Source organism: Achromobacter sp. Root170, from assembly GCF_001428165.1.
Lineage (GTDB): Bacteria > Pseudomonadota > Gammaproteobacteria > Burkholderiales > Burkholderiaceae_B > Achromobacter > Achromobacter mucicolens.
Map to the genome: position 1 here is coordinate 112258 of NZ_LMHN01000017.1, position 16731 is coordinate 128988.

The 16731-nt window shown below is 68.7% G+C and carries 12 protein-coding genes and 1 pseudogene; 8 read left to right on the plus strand and 5 right to left on the minus strand.

Going from position 1 to position 16731, the window contains the following annotated elements:
* Positions 1-86: 86 nt before the first annotated feature.
* Positions 87-2570: a TonB-dependent siderophore receptor gene (locus tag ASD87_RS21255; protein ID WP_056326248.1), complete on the plus strand. Its 2484-nt coding sequence runs from the start codon at positions 87-89 to the stop codon at positions 2568-2570.
* A gap of 71 nt (positions 2571-2641) precedes the next feature.
* Positions 2642-2986 (plus strand): hypothetical protein, encoded by a 345-nt coding sequence (locus tag ASD87_RS21260; RefSeq protein ID WP_056326249.1) that lies wholly within the window; start codon positions 2642-2644, stop codon positions 2984-2986.
* A gap of 11 nt (positions 2987-2997) precedes the next feature.
* Here ASD87_RS21260 and ASD87_RS21265 read toward each other — a convergent pair whose 3' ends face one another.
* On the minus strand, positions 2998-4644 hold the full coding sequence (locus ASD87_RS21265; protein ID WP_056326985.1) for an ATP-binding protein: 1647 nt from the start codon (positions 4642-4644) through the stop codon (positions 2998-3000).
* Between the two features lie 140 nt (positions 4645-4784).
* Here ASD87_RS21265 and ASD87_RS21270 point away from each other — a divergent pair, with 140 nt between their 5' ends.
* The 3 genes from ASD87_RS21270 to ASD87_RS21280 all read left to right on the plus strand — a co-directional run bounded on the left by ASD87_RS21270 (position 4785) and on the right by ASD87_RS21280 (position 8832).
* Complete coding sequence (locus tag ASD87_RS21270) at positions 4785-5306, plus strand: sigma-70 family RNA polymerase sigma factor (protein ID WP_056326252.1); 522 nt, start codon at positions 4785-4787, stop codon at positions 5304-5306.
* Positions 5303-6274: a FecR domain-containing protein gene (locus ASD87_RS21275; RefSeq protein WP_056326254.1), complete on the plus strand. Its 972-nt coding sequence runs from the start codon at positions 5303-5305 to the stop codon at positions 6272-6274. Before ASD87_RS21270 ends, ASD87_RS21275 begins: the two co-directional genes overlap by 4 nt.
* A gap of 95 nt (positions 6275-6369) precedes the next feature.
* Positions 6370-8832 carry a TonB-dependent receptor gene (locus tag ASD87_RS21280; protein ID WP_056326258.1) on the plus strand — a complete coding sequence of 821 codons (2463 nt, stop codon included), beginning with the start codon at positions 6370-6372 and terminating at the stop codon, positions 8830-8832.
* Here the strand turns inward: ASD87_RS21280 and ASD87_RS21285 are convergent.
* The 3 genes from ASD87_RS21285 to acnA are packed head-to-tail and all read right to left on the minus strand — an operon-like array spanning position 8829 to position 13451.
* On the minus strand, positions 8829-9878 hold the full coding sequence (locus ASD87_RS21285) for a lactonase family protein (RefSeq protein ID WP_056326260.1): 1050 nt from the start codon (positions 9876-9878) through the stop codon (positions 8829-8831). The two genes, ASD87_RS21280 and ASD87_RS21285, sit on opposite strands and share 4 nt — an antisense overlap.
* 49 nt (positions 9879-9927) lie before the next feature.
* Positions 9928-10824: a GntR family transcriptional regulator gene (locus ASD87_RS21290; RefSeq protein ID WP_056326264.1), complete on the minus strand. Its 897-nt coding sequence runs from the start codon at positions 10822-10824 to the stop codon at positions 9928-9930.
* Positions 10821-13451 (minus strand): aconitate hydratase AcnA, encoded by a 2631-nt coding sequence (gene acnA, locus ASD87_RS21295; protein WP_056326266.1) that lies wholly within the window; start codon positions 13449-13451, stop codon positions 10821-10823. The genes ASD87_RS21290 and acnA overlap by 4 nt, the downstream gene beginning before the upstream one ends.
* A gap of 89 nt (positions 13452-13540) precedes the next feature.
* On the opposite strand from acnA, the pseudogene ASD87_RS21300 reads away from it, so the two are divergent.
* Positions 13541-14523, plus strand: a pseudogene (locus ASD87_RS21300) (Bug family tripartite tricarboxylate transporter substrate binding protein).
* Between the two features lie 35 nt (positions 14524-14558).
* Here the strand turns inward: ASD87_RS21300 and ASD87_RS21305 are convergent.
* Positions 14559-15215, minus strand: coding sequence for a 2OG-Fe(II) oxygenase (locus ASD87_RS21305; RefSeq protein ID WP_056326268.1), 657 nt, complete (start codon positions 15213-15215; stop codon positions 14559-14561).
* A gap of 153 nt (positions 15216-15368) precedes the next feature.
* Between ASD87_RS21305 and ASD87_RS21310 the strand changes: the two genes are divergently transcribed.
* Both ASD87_RS21310 and ASD87_RS21315 read left to right on the plus strand, forming a co-directional pair.
* Entirely contained in the window at positions 15369-16058 is a 690-nt protein-coding gene (locus tag ASD87_RS21310) for an HAD family phosphatase (protein WP_056326271.1), read from the plus strand.
* A 94-nt stretch (positions 16059-16152) separates the two neighbouring features.
* Positions 16153-16671, plus strand: coding sequence for an MgtC/SapB family protein (locus ASD87_RS21315; protein ID WP_056326273.1), 519 nt, complete (start codon positions 16153-16155; stop codon positions 16669-16671).
* The last annotated feature ends 60 nt before the right edge of the window (positions 16672-16731 follow it).

The window sequence follows — 16731 nt, forward strand, 5'->3', positions numbered from 1 at the left end:
GGATATCCCGACCTCGCGCTTCATGTGGGAAAAGCAGCCCGTGTCTTGAGGCTGCGCCGATCCTTCATGAGCCTGGGAACCCTTTCATGTCACCTCGTCCTGTCCGCGCCGCGAGCGCCGCGGCGCTTGTCCGTCCATCCCTGCGGCGCACGGCGCTGAACATCGCATTGCGCCGTCTCGCGCCCTGGGTTGCGGCGGCCGTGTTGGCGCCGGCGCCGGTGCACGCCCAGACCCAGGCGCAGACCCAGGCCCCGGCGCCGCGCACCGTGGCGTTCAGCATTCCCGCCGGTCCGCTGAGCGCGGCGCTCGGCACGTTTGGCGTGCAGGCGGGCGTGATGGTGGCGTCCGATCCCGGTCTGACGGCCGGCGCCATGACGGGGGGACTGACGGGCACGTATGGCGTGCAGGCCGCGTTGGAGCGCCTGCTGGCGGGCACGGGACTGCAGGCGGTGGCACGCGCCGAAGGCGGATACCGCCTGCGGCAGGCGCCCGCCGAGACGACCGCGACACTGGCGCCCGTGATGGTGACGGGCACCTACAACACCACGACAGACGGGACGGGTTCGTACACGTCGCCAGCGGTCACCATCGGCAAGACCGCGCAGGCGCTGAAGGACATTCCGCAATCCATCACCGTGCTGACGCGCCAGCGGATGGACGACCAGGACATGACCAGCCTGCCCGACGCCGTCAACAACACGGCGGGCATGGTGGGCGTGCAGGGCGTGGGCGCCGGCGTCGCGATCAATTCCCGCGGTTTTCCCGTTGACCTCTTGCAATACGATGGCGTGTCCCTGCTGCGCAACAGCTACAGCCTGGGCAACTGGGAGCAGGACTCGCTGGTGTTTTATGACCGCGTGGAAATCCTGCGCGGCGCAGCCGGCCTGTTGCAAGGCGCGGGCAGCCCGGGCGGGGCGATCAACCTGGTGCGCAAGCGGGGTGGCGCGGAGCCGTCGGTGGTCGTGACGGGCAAGGCTGGGTCGTGGGATCACTATGGCCTGACGCTGGACGCGGGCGGCCCGCTCAATGAATCGGGCACGCTGCGCGGGCGGGTCGTGCTGGACGAGGATCGCAGCCATTCGTACATCGACTACGTGTGGGACAAGACGCGCAACCTGTACGCCGCGCTGGATTTCGACGTTACCGAAGCCACGACGGTAGGCCTTGGGGTGAGCAACCGGTACAGCCGGTCGCGGCCGATGTTCGTCGGTTATCCGCGGTTCGAAGACGGTGGCAGCATCGACCTGCCGCGCTCGACGTTCACCGGCTCGACCTGGAACCGCGCCACCAACGACCAGACCATCTTCAATGCCGACGTCACGCATCGCTTGAACGCATCGTGGCGTTTCAGGCTTGCCGGCGTGGCGATGGACGAAGACAACACGACCGTGCACCAGCGCGTTGCCGGGGCCGTGCAGCGTGACGGCAGCGGTCTGGACTACGGCAACTTCGGCGTGGATTTCAAAAGCCGCCAGCGCGGGATGGACATGTCGGTGGCGGGCGACTTCGACGCTTGGGGCATGGCGCAGGAAGTGGTGGTTGGCGCCAACTATTCCAAGCTCACGACGAATGACCGGTTCACCCGTGCCTGGGAGAGCGGCGGCAACATTTTCGATCTTGACCACCACCGTCCGTGGCAGGACATGGACTCCATCGCCCAGGCCAGCGGCTACGATTCGCGCAGCGCCTACGACATCCGGCAGAAGGGCATCTATGGCACGTGGCGCGTCAAGCCCATCCAATCCCTGGCGCTGATCGGCGGCGGCCGCGTCGGCTGGTTCGATTACAGCTACAGCGGGGACGGCGACACGACGACATCCACCACGTCTGGCCGTTTCATTCCCTACGCCGGGATCGTGTATTCGCTGACCGACAACTGGTCGGTCTACGGCAGCTACACCACGGTGTTCGAGCCCCAGACCCAGCGCACCGTATCGGGCAGCCTGCTCAAGCCGATCGAGGGCAACAACTACGAGGTCGGCGTCAAGGGCGAACTGGCCGACGGCCGGGTCAACGCCCTGCTTGCGCTGTTCCGCTACGACCACAAGAACCGCGCCGTCAACGATTACGACGCCGGATTTGCCTGCAATGGCTGGTACTGCTCGCGCGCGGCCGGCAAGGTCCGCAGCCAGGGCGTGGAAGCCGAGATTTCCGGCGAGGTGGTCAAGGGGCTGGAACTGTATGCGGGCTACGCCTACAACACTACGAAGTTCCTGGAAGATCCGGACAACCAGGGCAAGGTCTTCAGCACCTGGACGCCCAAGCACATGCTGCGACTGTGGGCCAATTACAGGCTGCCGGGCGCGTTGAACCGCCTGAGCGTGGGCGCCGGCGTGAATACGCAGACCGCCACGATCAGTTCGGACCGTGCGTTCAAGCTGGCGGGATTCACGATCTGGAATGCGCGCGTGGGTTACCAGGCCACGCCGGAACTGAGCTTCGGACTGAACGTGAACAACGTGTTCGACAAGAAGTACTACGTGCCGTCCTACAACACGCTATCCGGCAACAACTACTATGGCGAGCCGCGCAATGTGATGCTGACGGTGCGCTACGCGCCCAAGCTGTAAGGATGCTCTCGGCGGCTCGTGTATAACCTCCTGGACGGCGCCACCGGTGCGCGCTGTGCAAGGAGCTGATTTTGCGCGAGTTTGTTGCGACGTTCCTGGATGCGGGCCTGCTGGTGCTGGCGGTGCTGGCCTTCCTGTTGCCGGCGCTGTCGGCACTGGCCCTGGTGCTGCGCGCAAAGGCCGGCAGGTTTCCCCGTCTGAACACGCCGGGTTGGCGCCGCGCAGGCATCGTGGTCCTGTGGCTGCCGTTCATCGTGATGGCCGTGTATGGCGGCACGGCATGGTGGGCGGCCAGCGTCTACGACCGCTACTATTTCTTCGGCCTGCTGATCTGCTTTGCGTATCTGCTGTGCGCCATGCTGTTGTCGGCCGCCGGCCTGTTCTGGATCCGCACGACGCGGGGCCGGCAGCCCTGAGCACCGGCCCGTCAGCGCATCAACGCATGCACCTGGCTCGACAGGTCATCGAGCATGAAGGGTTTGAGCAGCACCGGCGCGTCGCTGGCCGGAACATTGGCGCCTTCGCCGCCTTCGCCGTAACCGGTGATGAACAGCACCTTCATGCCGGGCCGCATCGCGCGGCCGGTTTCCGCCACGCGCCGGCCGTTCACGCCGCCCGGCAGCGCCAGGTCGCAGACCAGCAGATCAATTCGCGGCAGGGCGGTCAGTTGCCGCAGCGCGCTGGAGCCATCGGTAGCCTCGACCACGTCGTAGCCGATTTCCCTGAGCACTTCGGCCGTGACTTCGCGTACCGCGGGGTCGTCCTCGGCCAACAGGACCGTGCCCCCTTGCAGGACGCGGGGCGGCTGGGCCGCCGCCGCGACGGCCGAGGCCATGTCAATGTCGGCGCCGCGGTGGCGCGGGAAAAACAGGTCGATGTCGGTACCCTGGCCCGGTTGGGAGCGCACCTGCACGTGCCCGCCCGATTGCCGGACGAAATCGTGCACCAGCGCCAGGCCCAGACCCGTGCCGCGGTCGGCCGGCTTGGTGGTGTAGAAGGGCTCGAACATGCGTTGCACGGTTTCCGCCGTCATGCCGCAGCCCGTGTCGGAGACGCGCAGCAGCACGTGATCGCCGGCCTGCAGGCCACGGTCGCGCGCCGCTTGCGCGTCCAGCGTGACGTTGCGCGTTTCGATGCGCAAGAGGCCGCACGCGCCGAGGGCGTCGCGCGCGTTCAGGCACAGGTTCAGAAGCGCGTTCTCGAGCTGGTGCGAGTCGACCCATACGGGCCACAACCGGGGCGCGCAGTCCATTTCCAGCGTGACGGCGGATCCGGCGCTGCGCGCGATCAACGCTTCCATGCCGGCGATGACGCCATTGATGTCCACCACCGTGCGCTCGAGCGGGTGGGTGCGCGAGAAGGTCAGCAGGCGCCGCGTCAGGACGGCCGCCTTTTCGGCGCCGCTTTTTGCCACGGCGATGTGGCGGTCGAGGTCGTCGGTGTGGCCGCGCGCAAGACGTTGCGAGAGCAGTTCCAGGCTGCCTGAAATCCCCGTCAGCAGGTTGTTGAAGTCGTGCGCGACGCCGCCGGTCATCTGGCCGATGGCTTCCATTTTCTGGCTTTGCCGCAGGGCCTCTTCCGTCAGGCGCAGCGCATCGGCCTGGGCCTTTTCGGCCTCGACCCGCGCGGTGGTCTCGATGACGGTGTCGATCATGCCGACGACCTTGCCATGTTCGTCGCGCACCGGGCTATAGCAGAACGTGAAGTGCGCCAACTCCAGGCGGCCGTACCGCGCGAGCTCGACGGGATAGTCCTCGATGAAGGTGGCCTCGCCGGCAAAAGCGCGTTCGGCGATGGGGCCGATCTGGGACCAGGCTTCGCGCCAGACATCACTGAACGGGCGGCCCAATGCATCGGGCTTGGCGCCCAGGATGGGCACAAAAGCGTCGTTGTAGATGGAGATCAGGTCCGGGCCCCACACCAGACAGGACGGAAACCGGGACGACAGCACCATGCTGACGGCGATGCGCAGGGAGGGGGACCAGTCGGAGAGGGGGCCGAGCGGGGTGGCCGACCAGTCATGGCTGGCGACCCGGGCGCCCATTTGCCCGCCGCTGGCAAGGAACTGAGGCATGGACGGGGCGTTCGGCATGGCACTCGTGGCTGTGGCGGGAAGGTGTCCGATTCTATCGCACCACCCCGAAGCACGCGCGGGTGAGGACGGCTCGTATAGAATAAAAACAATTCCTATTTGCATGAAAGCCGAGGTGCGCCTTGCCTGCGCCGCTAATTCCATCCGCCGACAACGTCACGAAGCTCTATCGCGAACACCACGGCTGGCTCTCGGCATGGCTGCGCAAGAAGCTGGGCAGTTCCTTCGATGCCGCCGACCTGGCGCACGACACGTTCGTGCGGCTGATGGCCGGGCGGCGCCGGGAAGACACCGGCGCCGAGCCGCGCGCGCTGCTGGCCCACATCGCCAAGGGCCTGGTGGCGGACCACTGGCGCCGCCGGTCGGTCGAAGACGCCTACCTGGCCGCGGTGGCGCAAGTGCCGCCTGCCGAAGCCCCCTCGCCGGAGGCGCGCGCACTGATCCTGGAAACGTTGCACGCCATCGACGCCGCCCTGCATTCGCTGCCGTCGCGCACACGCGAAGTCTTCCTGCTGTCGCAGTTCGACGGCATGGGCTATGACGAGATCGCCCGGCAGCTTCGCGTGTCGCTCTCGACCGTAAAGCGCCACATGCAGGCTGCTTTCGCCGCCTGCCTGATCGCCTACCAGGCGGATGCGGCATGAACGCGGTCATCGACCCCGCCATCCTTAAAGAGGCGGCCGGCTGGCTGGTGCGCGTGCAGTCCGAAACGCTGTCGGCGGCGGATAGCGCGGCGCTGGACCGTTGGCGGGCGCGCAGCGCCGATCACGAAGCCGCGTGGCAACGCGCCGAGACGATGTTGCGCAGCTTCGGCCAGGTACCGCCGCACATCGGCGGGCAGACGTTGCGCCAGGCGCACCGCGCCGGACGCCGGCAGGCCGTGCGGGCGCTGGCCGGGTTGCTGGTGCTGGGACCGGCGGCCTGGATGGGCGCGCGCGAACTGCCCTGGCGCGAATGGCGCGCGGACCTGCGCACGGCCACGGGCGAGCAGCGCCGCATCGCGCTGGCCGACGGCACGCAGCTGGTGCTGAACACGGCCAGCGCCGTCGACGTCGACTACACCCCTGCCCAACGCGTGCTTTGGCTGCGCGCGGGAGAAATCCTGCTGACCACGGGGCAGGATCCCGCGCCCGTGCGGCGCCCCTTCCTTGTGCAGACGACCCAGGGTGTGCTGCGTGCGCTGGGAACGCGCTTCATGGTGCGCGACGAGGGCGCCCGCGTCCGCGTGGCGGTGTACGAGGGCGCGGTCGAGGTCCGGCCTGCCCGGGAAGGCGCAAACCCGTTGGTGCTGGCCGCGGGCGACCAGACCGTCTTTTCCGCCGGGGGGGCCGCCGCGCCCGTCTCCGCCGATCCGCTGGCGGCATCGTGGGCGGACGGGATGCTGGCCGCGCGCAACTGGCGGCTGGCCGATCTGGTGGCCGAGCTGGGCCGCTACCGCCACGGCGTGCTGCGCTGCGATCCCGCGGTGGCCGGCCTGCGGGTGTCGGGGGCGTTCCCGTTGAACGACATCGACGCCAGCCTGCGCCTGCTGGAAAAGACGCTGCCGGTGCGGGTGAGCCAAGTGACGCCGTGGTGGATCACGGTCGCGCCGCGCGCCGCCGTTACACATTAATCGCCAATCGGCTGACACTTTTTTCCGCTTCGTCCGGTGTACCGGGTGAACCGCCGCGACATGCGCGCCACCCCATACCCACGAAGGATCGCTTGATGGTTTCCCGACTCTCCCGTCCGCCCCGCCTGCCGCGCGGCCTTGCCGTTCTATCGCCCGCGGCGTCGCTGGTCCGGGCCGCCGGCCTTGGGCTGGCGCTGATTGCGGCCACGGGAACGCTGGCGCCGGCACACGCGGCCGAGCCCGCCGCTGCCGCCGCGCGCAAGTCCTACGCCATCGCGGCCGGACCGCTGGGCGACGTGCTGGCGCAGTTTGCCGCCACCGCGGGGGTGCCGCTGTCGTTCGATCCCGCCCTTGTGGCGGGCCAGCATAGCGAGGGCTTGCAGGGCGCGTACACCGTGCGCGAAGGGTTCGCCCGCCTGCTGTCGGGGTCGGGCTATGCGCTGTCGGAACAAGGCGGCGGCGCGTACTCGTTGCGCAAGCTGCCGGTGGCCGCTGGCGAGACCACCGTGCTGCCCGCGGTGACCGTCGCCGGGGCAGGCGTGAGCCCGTCCGCGCTGCCCGCCGAATTTGCCGGCGGCCAGGTGGCGCGCGGGGCGCGTCTGGGCCTTTTGGGCAATCGCGACGTGATGGATACGCCGTTCAATGTCACCAGCTATACGTCGGAATTGCTGGCGAACCGTCAGGCTGTGACGCTGGCCGATGCGCTGACCGTGGAGCCGTCGGTGCGCTTTACCGGCCAGATCGGCGGCGTGACCGACTCGTTCTACATCCGCGGCTTTCCAATCGGGGAAGGCAACCTCGGTGAAATCGCCTTCGACGGCGTCTATGGCGTGGCGCCCAACTACCACGTCTTTACCGACTACATCGAACGGGTGGAAGTGTTGAAGGGGCCGGCGGCGCTGCTGTACGGCATGTCGCCCAACAGCGGCGTGGGCGGCGTGATCAACATGGTGCCCAAACGCGCGCTGCCCGAGGACCTGACGCGCGTGTCGGCCGATTACGTCGGCGACTCGCAGTTCGGCGCCCGGGTCGACCTGAGCCGCCGGTTTGGCGACGCTGGCGAGTGGGGCGTGCGGGTCAACGGCATGCAACGGCAGGGCGATACGCCGCTGGACAACATGTCCTCGCGCACGACCATCGGCGCGCTGTCGCTGGATTACCAGGGCGAACGGCTGCGCGCCTCGCTGGACCTGCTGACGCAGCACGAGAAGATCGACGCCCCGACGCGGCCGTTCCTGGTGGCGCCCGGGATTGCCGTGCCCCGCGCGGCGGACGGCCGCCGCAATGCCACGCAGCCGTGGGGATGGTGGAAGTCCGACGGCCAGTCGGCGCTCTTGCGCGTGGAGTACGACATCAGCGACAGGCTGACCGTCTTTGCGGACGCGGGCGGTTCGGACACCGCGGTCTCGCGCCTGTCGGACCAGACGCCCACCATCGTGAACGAGGCCGGCGACACGGTGGTGACGCCCAACAACTTCCGCTTCCAGGTCGACCGCAGCACCTACAACGCCGGGTTGCGCGCCAAACTGGACACGGGGCCGGTGCGCCACACCGTCAGCTTCATGGGCAGCCTGTACAGCGACCGCAACAGCCAGGCCAGCGTGAGCGGCACGCCGCTCACGTCCAACATCTACCGTCCGATCACCCGTCCCGAGCAGCATATTCCCGCCCCGGCCAACGTGCCCAAGGTGTCCTCGTCCGACCTGTCCGGGCTGGCGCTGGCCGACACGCTCAGCATTCTTGACGAGCGCGCGCAGCTGACGCTGGGCCTGCGCCACCAGCGCATCGAGTCACGCAACTTCAATGGCGCGACGGGCGTGCGCACCGTCAGCTACGACGAAAGCGCGACCACGCCGCTGGCGGGCCTGGTCATCAAGCCCTGGCACAACGTGTCGCTTTACGCCAACTACATCGAAGGCCTGAGCAAGGGCGACGTGGCGCCCGCCACCGCCATCAATGCGGGAGAGGTCTTCAAGCCCTACAAGGCCAAGCAGAAGGAAGTGGGCGTCAAGGTGGAGCTGGACAGCGCGATGGTGACGCTGAGCGCCTTCGAGATCACCAAGCCCAGCGGGCAGCTTACGAACGGGGTGTATGCCGCCGACAGCGAGCAGCGCAACCGCGGGCTGGAGCTGAATGTGTCCGGCGAGCCGTTGCGCGGCCTGCGCCTCTTGGGCGGCGTGACGCTGCTGGATGCCGAGCTGACGCGCACCAGCAGCGCGGCCACACAGGGCAACCGGCCGGTGGGCGTGCCGACCGTCGCGGTCAATCTGGGCGCCGAGTGGGACACGCCGTGGGTGACCGGGCTGACCTTGACGGGCGGCATGGTCTATACCGGCCGCGAATACATCAACCAGGCCAACACGCAGTCCGTGCCGTCGTGGACCACGTTCGACCTGGGCGCGCGCTATGCGCTGAAGGTGCAGGGCCGGGACGTCACGCTGCGCGCCAATGTGGTCAACGTGTTCAACCGCGCGTACTGGTCCGGCGTGGCGTCGTACGGCACGATCTCGCAAGGCGTGCCGCGCACCGTGATGCTGTCGGCGTCGATGGACTTCTAAGCGCCGGCGAACACCATGCACACCGGGCTGCCAATGGGCAGCGCGTAGTCGTCATGCGTCAGCGTCCCGCGCGCCGGATCGACGCGAAAGCGCTGCAGCGTATCGCTGTCTTCGTTCAGCGCGAACAGAAACCGGCCATCGGGCGACAGCGTAAAAAAGCGTGGCGTGCGGCCTTGGGTGCGAGCGTGCTGCACCGGTGCGAGCCGTCCGCTGGCCGGATCCACGCTAAACACCGCGATGCTGTCGCCGCCCCGGTTCGACGCATACAGATGCAGGCCGCCCGCGCCGAGCGCGATGCCGGCGGCGCGGCTGTTGCCGGTGTAGGTGTCGGGCAGGGTGGGCAGCACTTGAAAGGGTAGCAAGACCCCTTCCTGCACGGCGTACGCGGTAACGGTGTTGTCCAGTTCGTTGACGACATAAAGCCATTGGCCGGAAGGATGAAAGACGGCGTGGCGCGGCCCCGCGCCCTCGCGCGTGGCGACGGCGCTGGCGGGCTGCGCGGCCAGGCCGCGCGCGTCGGCCGCATACAGAAAGACCCGGTCCAGTCCCTTGTCCGGCACCGCGACATACCGGCCCGAGGGGTCCAGCACGTTGAAATGCGGCTTGGAAAACGGCTGTTCCTTGCGGTGCGGTCCCGGCTCGCCGGCCAGCGGCACGGTCTGCGCCACGGCCTGCAACGCGCCGTCCGCCGCCACCGGCAGCACCGCCAGCGTGCCCGTCAGGTGGTTGGACACCATCAGGTAGCGGCCCGAGGGCCCCAACGCCAGGTGCACGGGATTGCGGCCTTCGCATCCTTGCGTGTGCCACGGCGTCAGCGTGCCGTCGCGCGGATCGCGGCGCAGGGCGCTGACCTCGCTGCTGTCGCCATGCACGGTGTAGAGCACGGCAAGGGTGGGGTGCGGCAACAGATACGACGGGTTGTGCAACCCGCCCACGACCTGCTTGAGCGTCAGCGTTCCCGCGCCGGGCGCGTAGTCGTACACGCTGATGCCCTCGCCGCGGGCGTTGCGTTCCCGGGTGGTCCGGGAGCCGATGTAGACATGCATGGCGCGAGCCTCTTTTCTGCCAGTTGAAAACGGCCGCGCCCCGCGCGGCCTACGAAGTCAGGATGCCGCTGATGCGGGCCAGGTTGTCGAGGGTGCTGCGCAGATGGGCGGCCAGCGCGTCGGCCGCTTCGTCGTTGCGCTCGCGTTCCAGCAGGTCCAGGATGGCCAGGTGCTGATCGCAATGCTGCTTGTAGCGGCTGCGGTCCTGCATCGAGCGGTACGACAGCAGGCGGCGCACGCGATTGACGCGTTTGATCGTGTCGATGAAGAACGGATTGCCCGAGGCTTCCACCAGCGACTCGTGGAATCGCACGCCGCGATCGTGCAACTGATCGGCCGTGTCGGTGGCAATGCCGCCCTCGAGCAGGTGCATTTCGGCGGCGCGGCAGCGCGCCAGCACGGATTTGTCGATGTGAAAGCCCGGTTCGCGCAGCGCCGCCGGCTCCAGCGCCAGGCGCAGCCGGTAGGACTGCAGCAGGCTGTCGGGCGTGGTCATCATGGACGAAAACTCCCACCCGTAGCCCGGCCGGCGCTGCGCCCAGCCCTCCTGCGAGATGCGGGCCAGCAGCGCTTGCGTCTGCGCCTGCGTAAGCGCGTAGCGCGTGCGCAGCAACGCTTCGCTGCACTGCATGGGCAATTCGCCGCGCAGCAGTTCGTCGGCCAGCGCGAAGTACGTCTTCGTGACGATGTCGTCCGCCGACGGGGGCGTGATGTCCGCGGGGGCGTCGCCCGTCGCGTCGAAGTCGCGCAACAGGAAATACCCGCGGTTGGGCTTGCGCGCCACGACGCCGTGCTGCGCGAGGATGCCCAGCGCATCGTTGACAGGCGACCGCGACAGCCGCAGGCGGTCGGCGATCTGTTGCGCGCGCAGGTGCGCGCCCTCCAGCAGGCGGTCTTCCCGGATCAGGTCCAGGATTTTTGTGACGGTATTGGTTTGCGCGCTCATGGGTGGCGGACGGCCGATGACAGGGTGTCCGACAGGATAGCGGGAATGACGCCGCCCAACTGCAACAGGCGGATCTCCAGCCGCGTTTCGACCGCGGCCGTGGCGGTTAGCGGTTCGGTCCCGCCCTGTGCGCGCAGGATGCGCACCGGGATGGCGGCGCGGGGCGTCAGCGCGGCGGCATCGGCATCGATGTCGATCCGGTCGCCCGCTTCCAGCCGCAGGGTGCCGGGCGTTACGCCGTCCGGCAGGCGCAGCGGCAGGATGCCCATGCCGATCAGGTTGGACCGGTGGATGCGTTCGAAGCTGACAGCCAGCACCGCGCGGATACCGAGCAGGCGCTGGCCCTTGGCCGCCCAGTCGCGCGACGAGCCCGTGCCGAAGCGTGCGCCCGCCACCAGCACCACCGGCTGGGAGGCCTCGGCGTAGTGCGCGGCGGCCTCCCAGATGGGTTCCAGCCTGCCGCTGGGCGCGTGCAGGGTGTGGCCCACGGGCGCCGGCGGACAGAGCAGATTCGTCAGGCTCTTGCTGTAGAACGCGGCGCGCATCATGACTTCCCAATTGCCGCGGCGCGAGGCGAATACATTCAGGTCATTGCGGTCGTCGCCGCGTTCGACCAGGAAGTCCGCGATCAGGCTGTCCGGCGGGATCGCGCTGGCCGGCGACAGATGGTCGGTCGTGACGTCGTCGCCCACCACCAGCAGCGGATACGCGGTGTAGCGGCCAAGCTGGCTGCCCGCCTCGGTGCTGGCAAACGGCGGCCGTTGCAGCGCGGTCGAGGCGGGGTCCCACGGAAATCGGGGCGTGTCGGGCGATTGCAGGGCCTGCCAGGCGGGATTCGCGCTGGCGATCTTGAAGGCTGCGCGATAGTCCTCGGGACGCTGCCCCGCGGCCAGGGCCGCATCGATCTCCGCTTCCGCCGGCCACAGGTCCGCCAGATGCACCGCGCGGCCATCGGGCGTCACCTGGATGGGGTCGCGGCTCAGGTCCCGTTCCGCGTCGCCCGCCAGCGCGAACGCGATGACCAGCGGCGGCGACATCAGAAAGCCCAGGTCCAGGTCGGGATGAATCCGCCCCGTGAAATTGCGGTTGCCGGACAGCACCGCGACGGGGTGGATGGCGCCGTCGGCCAGGGCGTCGCGCACCACCGCCGGCAGCGGGCCCGAGTTGCCGATGCAGGTGGTGCAGCCGTAGCCGACGATGTCAAAACCCACGGCGGCCAGGTCGTCCAGAAGACCCGCGCGCGCCAGATAATCGGCGGCGGCCGGCGAGCCCGGACCGAGCGAGGTCTTGACCCACGCCGGCGGCCGCAAGCCGGCCTGGCGCGCCTTGCGTGCCAAGAGGCCGGCGGCGGTCAGCAGGCGCGGATCGGACGTGTTGGTGCAACTGGTGATCGCGGCGATGGCGATGGCGTGGCGGGGCAGGGCCGCGTGCGTGCGCGGCGTGAAATTCAGCGCGGCAAGAATCGCGCGGGTCTGGCCGTAGGGATGCAGGTCCTGCGGGCGCTTGGGGCCCGCCACGTGCATCTGCACGGCGTCCAGCGCAAGGTCGACCACGCGGGTATAGCGCGGCTCGGCGTGCGGATCCAGCGCGATGCCGGTGCATCGCGCGTAGGCCTCGATGCGCGCGATCTGCGCCTCGTCGCGGCCCGTCTGGCGCAGGTAGGCCAGCGTTTCCCCGTCGATCGGAAAGTAGCCCGTGGTGGCGCCGTATTCGGGCGCCATGTTGGCGACGACGCAGCGGCTGCCGGCGGGCAGCGTGGCCACGCCCGGTCCGAAGAATTCGACGAATTCGCCGGAGACGTGGATGGCTCGCAGGCGCTGCGTGACGGTCAGCGCCAGATCGGTGGCTGTCACGCCCGGCTGTAGCGCACCGGTCAGCCGCACGCCGATCACATCGGGAATGCGCAGCATCGTCGGCATGCCGAACATGACCGTCTGCGCCTCCAGTCCGCCCACGCCCCAGCCCAGCACGCCGATGCCGTTGATCATCGGCGTGTGGCTGTCGGTGCCGATCATCATGTCGGGATACAGCGCGATGCCGTCGGGGCCGGGTTGCTGGCAGACCACCGTGGCCAGCTGCTCCAGGTTGATGGTGTGCATGATGCCGGTGCCCGGCGGGTGGATGCGCACATTCGTCAGCGCCTTGGAGGCCCAGCGCAGGAAGCGGTAGCGCTCGGCGTTGCGGCGCAACTCAAGGTCAAGGTTGCATTGCGCCGCGTCGGCGCGCGCATAGGCCTCGACGGCCAGCGAGTGGTCGACCGACACGTCCACGGGCAGCACGGGGTTCAGGACCGCCGGATCGACCCCGGCCTCGGCCAGCGCGTCGCGCATTGCAGCGATGTCGACCAGCGCGGGGGTGCTGGTCGTGTCGTGCATCAGGACGCGGCCGGGTTGGAAGGCGATCTCCGCTTCGCTGGTTCCGTGCGCCAGCCAGCCGAACAGGGCGGCCACGGCGGCGTTGCGCTCGGCGCCCTGCATGTTGCGCAGCGCGTTTTCCAGCAGCAGGCGCAGCACGACCGGCAACCGGAAATAGTCCGTGCCGAACTCGGCCGGCAGGTCCGGGCAGGCGTACCGGGTGCCGTCCAGGGTGAATTGCGTGCGGCGCAGCGGGGCATTGGTGTTTTCCATAGCTGCCAGTTTTGCATATTGAATGCATAAAATGCAATTAAGGAAAAACCCGGCCGCGCAATGACGCTGGCCCCACCGGAGACAAAACCATGCCCCCCATTCGCATCCTGGCCGCTGCCGCGGCCCTGACGATCGCCGCCTCATCGCCCCTGCACGCCGCAGACCTGCCGGCAAACCGGCCGATCACCTTGATCGTCCCGTTTGCGGCGGGCGGCGGCGTGGATGGCATGGGCCGGCTGCTGGCCGAGCGGCTGCGCAGCGAACTGCCGCAGGGCGTCGTCGTGGAGAACAAGCCCGGCGCCAGCGGCATGCTGGGCGCGGCGGCGGTCGTGCGCGCCGCGCCGGACGGCGCCACGCTGCTGCTGGGGTCGGCCGGCGAGACGCCATCAATCCCCTCGTCTTCAAGACCAAGATGCAGTACCAGCCGGAAAAGGACCTGGCGCCCATTGCGCTGATCGCGCGTGTGCCCAACGTGCTGGTCGCCAATCCCAAGCTGCCGGTCGCCTCGGTCGAACAGCTGGTTGCCTATGGCCGCGCGCATCCCGACAAGCTGACGTATGCGACCAGCGGCGTGGGCAATCCGCAGCACCTGAACGGCGAGCTGCTGCAGTCGCTGGCGGGCATCAAGATGGTTCACGTGCCGTACAAGGGCGCCGCGGCGCAATTGGTGGACGTGGCCGCGGGCAGCGTGGACCTCACCTTCGTCAGCCTGGCGGGCGCCTTGCCCTTCATCAAGAGCGGCAAGGTCAAGCCGCTGGCGGTGACGTCGGCCAAGCGCGCGTCGTTTGCGCCGGACATTCCGGCGCTGGCCGAGTACGCGCCGCTCAAGGACTACGCGCTGGAAAACTGGTTCGGCGTTTTCGTCCCGGCGGGCACGTCGCCGCAGGTGCAGCAAAAGTTGGCAGCCGCCATCGACGGCGCGCTGAAAGATGAGAAATTCGTGGCCAGCATCCGCGAGTTGGGCGGCGAAGTGCAGCCCATGAGCCAGGACGCATTCCGGGCATTCATCAAGGCGCAGACGGCGGTGTTTGCCAAGGTCGTGGCCGACGGCAACATCACGGCCGAGAATTGATCCGAACGCGCGGCGCGCCGCTGCGTGGTTTGCGGCTAGGGCGCGTCGTGCAGCATCAGATTCAGGCTGACGTGTTCGCCGCTGCGCACGCGGCTGATGGCCTGGCGCGCGGTGACGCGGTAGATGCCCTGCGCGCCCTGCACGGGGCGGTGCGACGTCGCGATCACCGCCGCGTCGCCCATTCCCATCGGCAGCACCAGGGGACGTGACTGCATCCGAGGGCGCTGCTCGGTCATGACCAGTTCGCCGCCCGTGTGGTCAACACCGGGCTCGGACAGCAGGACGATCAGCCGGAGCGGAAATACGCAGGTTCCGTCGGCGTGCTGCAGCAGCGGCTGGTAGCCGTCCGTGGGGATGCGCTGGAGGGCGGACAGGCTGCGCGATTGGCCCGCCTGGCGGTTCATTTGCGTGTAGGCGGCCAGCGCCTCGGGATACGAGGCGTCCAGGTCCAGCGCGGCCGCCCACGCGCGCGCGATGGGAAGCAGGCGGTCGTAGAGGCCGGCGCGCAGGCGGGCAAGCGGCGCGGGCAAGGGGTCGGGCAGCGGGCCGGACTGCGGGAAAGCCTGAGCCAGCGCGCGCGCGTCGTCCGGCGCGTAAAGCCCGGGCAGCATCGTCCAGCCCTGCGCGTTCAGGTCCTGGGCAACGCAAGTCCAGTCGTAGTGGCCGAGCGGCCGGGAATCAGGCGTGGTCATGGTCGGTTGGCGGGCAGGTCGAACCGACAGCTTAGCCACTCCCGCCGGCCCTGGCACTCCGTGGCTTGCTGCGTGGCGGCCCCGCCCGCCCGGGGAGGCCGTGGCCGTGCAGTATGCTTACCCGCTTCATGGACACTCCCTTCGCTGCCCCCAATGACTGATTTTCCCTTTGACGCCGTGCTGTTCGACTGTGACGGCGTGCTGGTCGATTCCGAACCCATCACCAGCCGCGTGCTGACCGAGATGCTCAATGAGCTGGGCTGGGGCATCACGCACGCCGAGACGATGGAGATCTTCACGGGCAAGGCGGTCAAGGACGAACTGCCGCTGATCCAGGCGCGTACCGGCGCCACGATCACGCCAGCGTGGTTCGACCAGTTCCGCCAGCGGCGTAACGACGCGCTGGACCGCGACCTGGTCGAGATTCCCGGCGCGCCGCATGCCGTGCGCGCGTTGCACGAGGCGCTGAGCGGACGCATTGCCGTGGCCTCGGGGGCGGACCGGCGCAAGGTCGAGCTGCAACTGGTCAAGGTCGGGATTGCCGACTGCTTCGAGGGCCGGGTCTTCAGCGGCCACGAAATGCCGCGCAGCAAACCCTTCCCGGATGTGTACCTGGCGGCCGCGCAGGCGCTGGGTGTGGATCCGAAGCGTTGCGCGATCGTGGAAGACACCGTCACCGGCGCGACGGCGGGCGTGGCCGCCGGCGCCACCGTGTTCGGGTACAGCCCGGGCGAACCCGGCCACAGCGGCGCACAGGCGCTGCGCAGCGTGGGCGTGGCGCACGTCTTTACCGACATGCGCGCGCTGCCGGCGCTGCTGGCGGGTTGGCAAGCGGCCGCCTGACACGCAACGGCCGCGCCGCACGCGGGCGTCCGGGCGTGGCGGACTGCCGGCCGCCTGCTATGCTCGGTTTCTCCTCGAATCCAAGGACTCGTCGATGTCGCAAATCTGGCTGGAAATCTGGACTGCCGTGCGCACTGAATTTGCCGATATTCCCGATGTGGCAGAGGCAACGCGCATCGTGCTGCGCTTGAGCATGGCCGTCCTGTTGGGCGGCCTGCTGGGTTACGAACGGGAACGCAGCGGCAAGGCGGCCGGGTTGCGCACGCATATGCTGGTCGCGCTGGGCGCGGCCATTTTCGTGCTGGTGCCGTTGCAGGGCGGCATGGACGTCGGCGACCTGAGCCGCGTGCTGCAAGGCGTGATCGCGGGCATCGGCTTTCTGGGGGCGGGCGCCATCATCAAGCTGGGCGCCGAGCGCGAAATCCACGGGCTGACGACGTCGGCCAGCATCTGGATGACGGCCGCCATCGGCGTGGCCGCGGGCATGGGACGCGAGGCCACGGCTGTCGTCAGCACCTTGATGGCGCTCTTCGTGCTGGCCGTGCTGCGGCGCGTCGAAGCGCGCATTTCGGAAAGCCAGGCGAAGCCCGTGATTTCCACGGACGACAAGTAGCCGTCCCGCATTGCAGGCCTGGCCGGATGCCGGTGCCGGCCCGGCACAAGCTTGCCGGGC

Excerpts from the sequence above, each read along its gene's own strand:
- ASD87_RS21255 (WP_056326248.1), top strand. The coding sequence starts at position 87 with ATGTCACCTCGTCCTGTCCGCGCCGCGAGCGCCGCGGCGCTTGTCCGT.
- ASD87_RS21310 (WP_056326271.1), top strand. The coding sequence starts at position 15,369 with ATGACTGATTTTCCCTTTGACGCCGTGCTGTTCGACTGTGACGGCGTG.
- ASD87_RS21275 (WP_056326254.1), top strand. The coding sequence starts at position 5,303 with ATGAACGCGGTCATCGACCCCGCCATCCTTAAAGAGGCGGCCGGCTGG.
- ASD87_RS21290 (WP_056326264.1), bottom strand. The coding sequence starts at position 10,824 with ATGAGCGCGCAAACCAATACCGTCACAAAAATCCTGGACCTGATCCGG.
- ASD87_RS21265 (WP_056326985.1), bottom strand. The coding sequence starts at position 4,644 with ATGCCTCAGTTCCTTGCCAGCGGCGGGCAAATGGGCGCCCGGGTCGCC.
- ASD87_RS21285 (WP_056326260.1), bottom strand. The coding sequence starts at position 9,878 with ATGCATGTCTACATCGGCTCCCGGACCACCCGGGAACGCAACGCCCGC.
- ASD87_RS21305 (WP_056326268.1), bottom strand. The coding sequence starts at position 15,215 with ATGACCACGCCTGATTCCCGGCCGCTCGGCCACTACGACTGGACTTGC.
- acnA (WP_056326266.1), bottom strand. The coding sequence starts at position 13,451 with ATGGAAAACACCAATGCCCCGCTGCGCCGCACGCAATTCACCCTGGAC.
- ASD87_RS21280 (WP_056326258.1), top strand. The coding sequence starts at position 6,370 with ATGGTTTCCCGACTCTCCCGTCCGCCCCGCCTGCCGCGCGGCCTTGCC.
- ASD87_RS21315 (WP_056326273.1), top strand. The coding sequence starts at position 16,153 with ATGTCGCAAATCTGGCTGGAAATCTGGACTGCCGTGCGCACTGAATTT.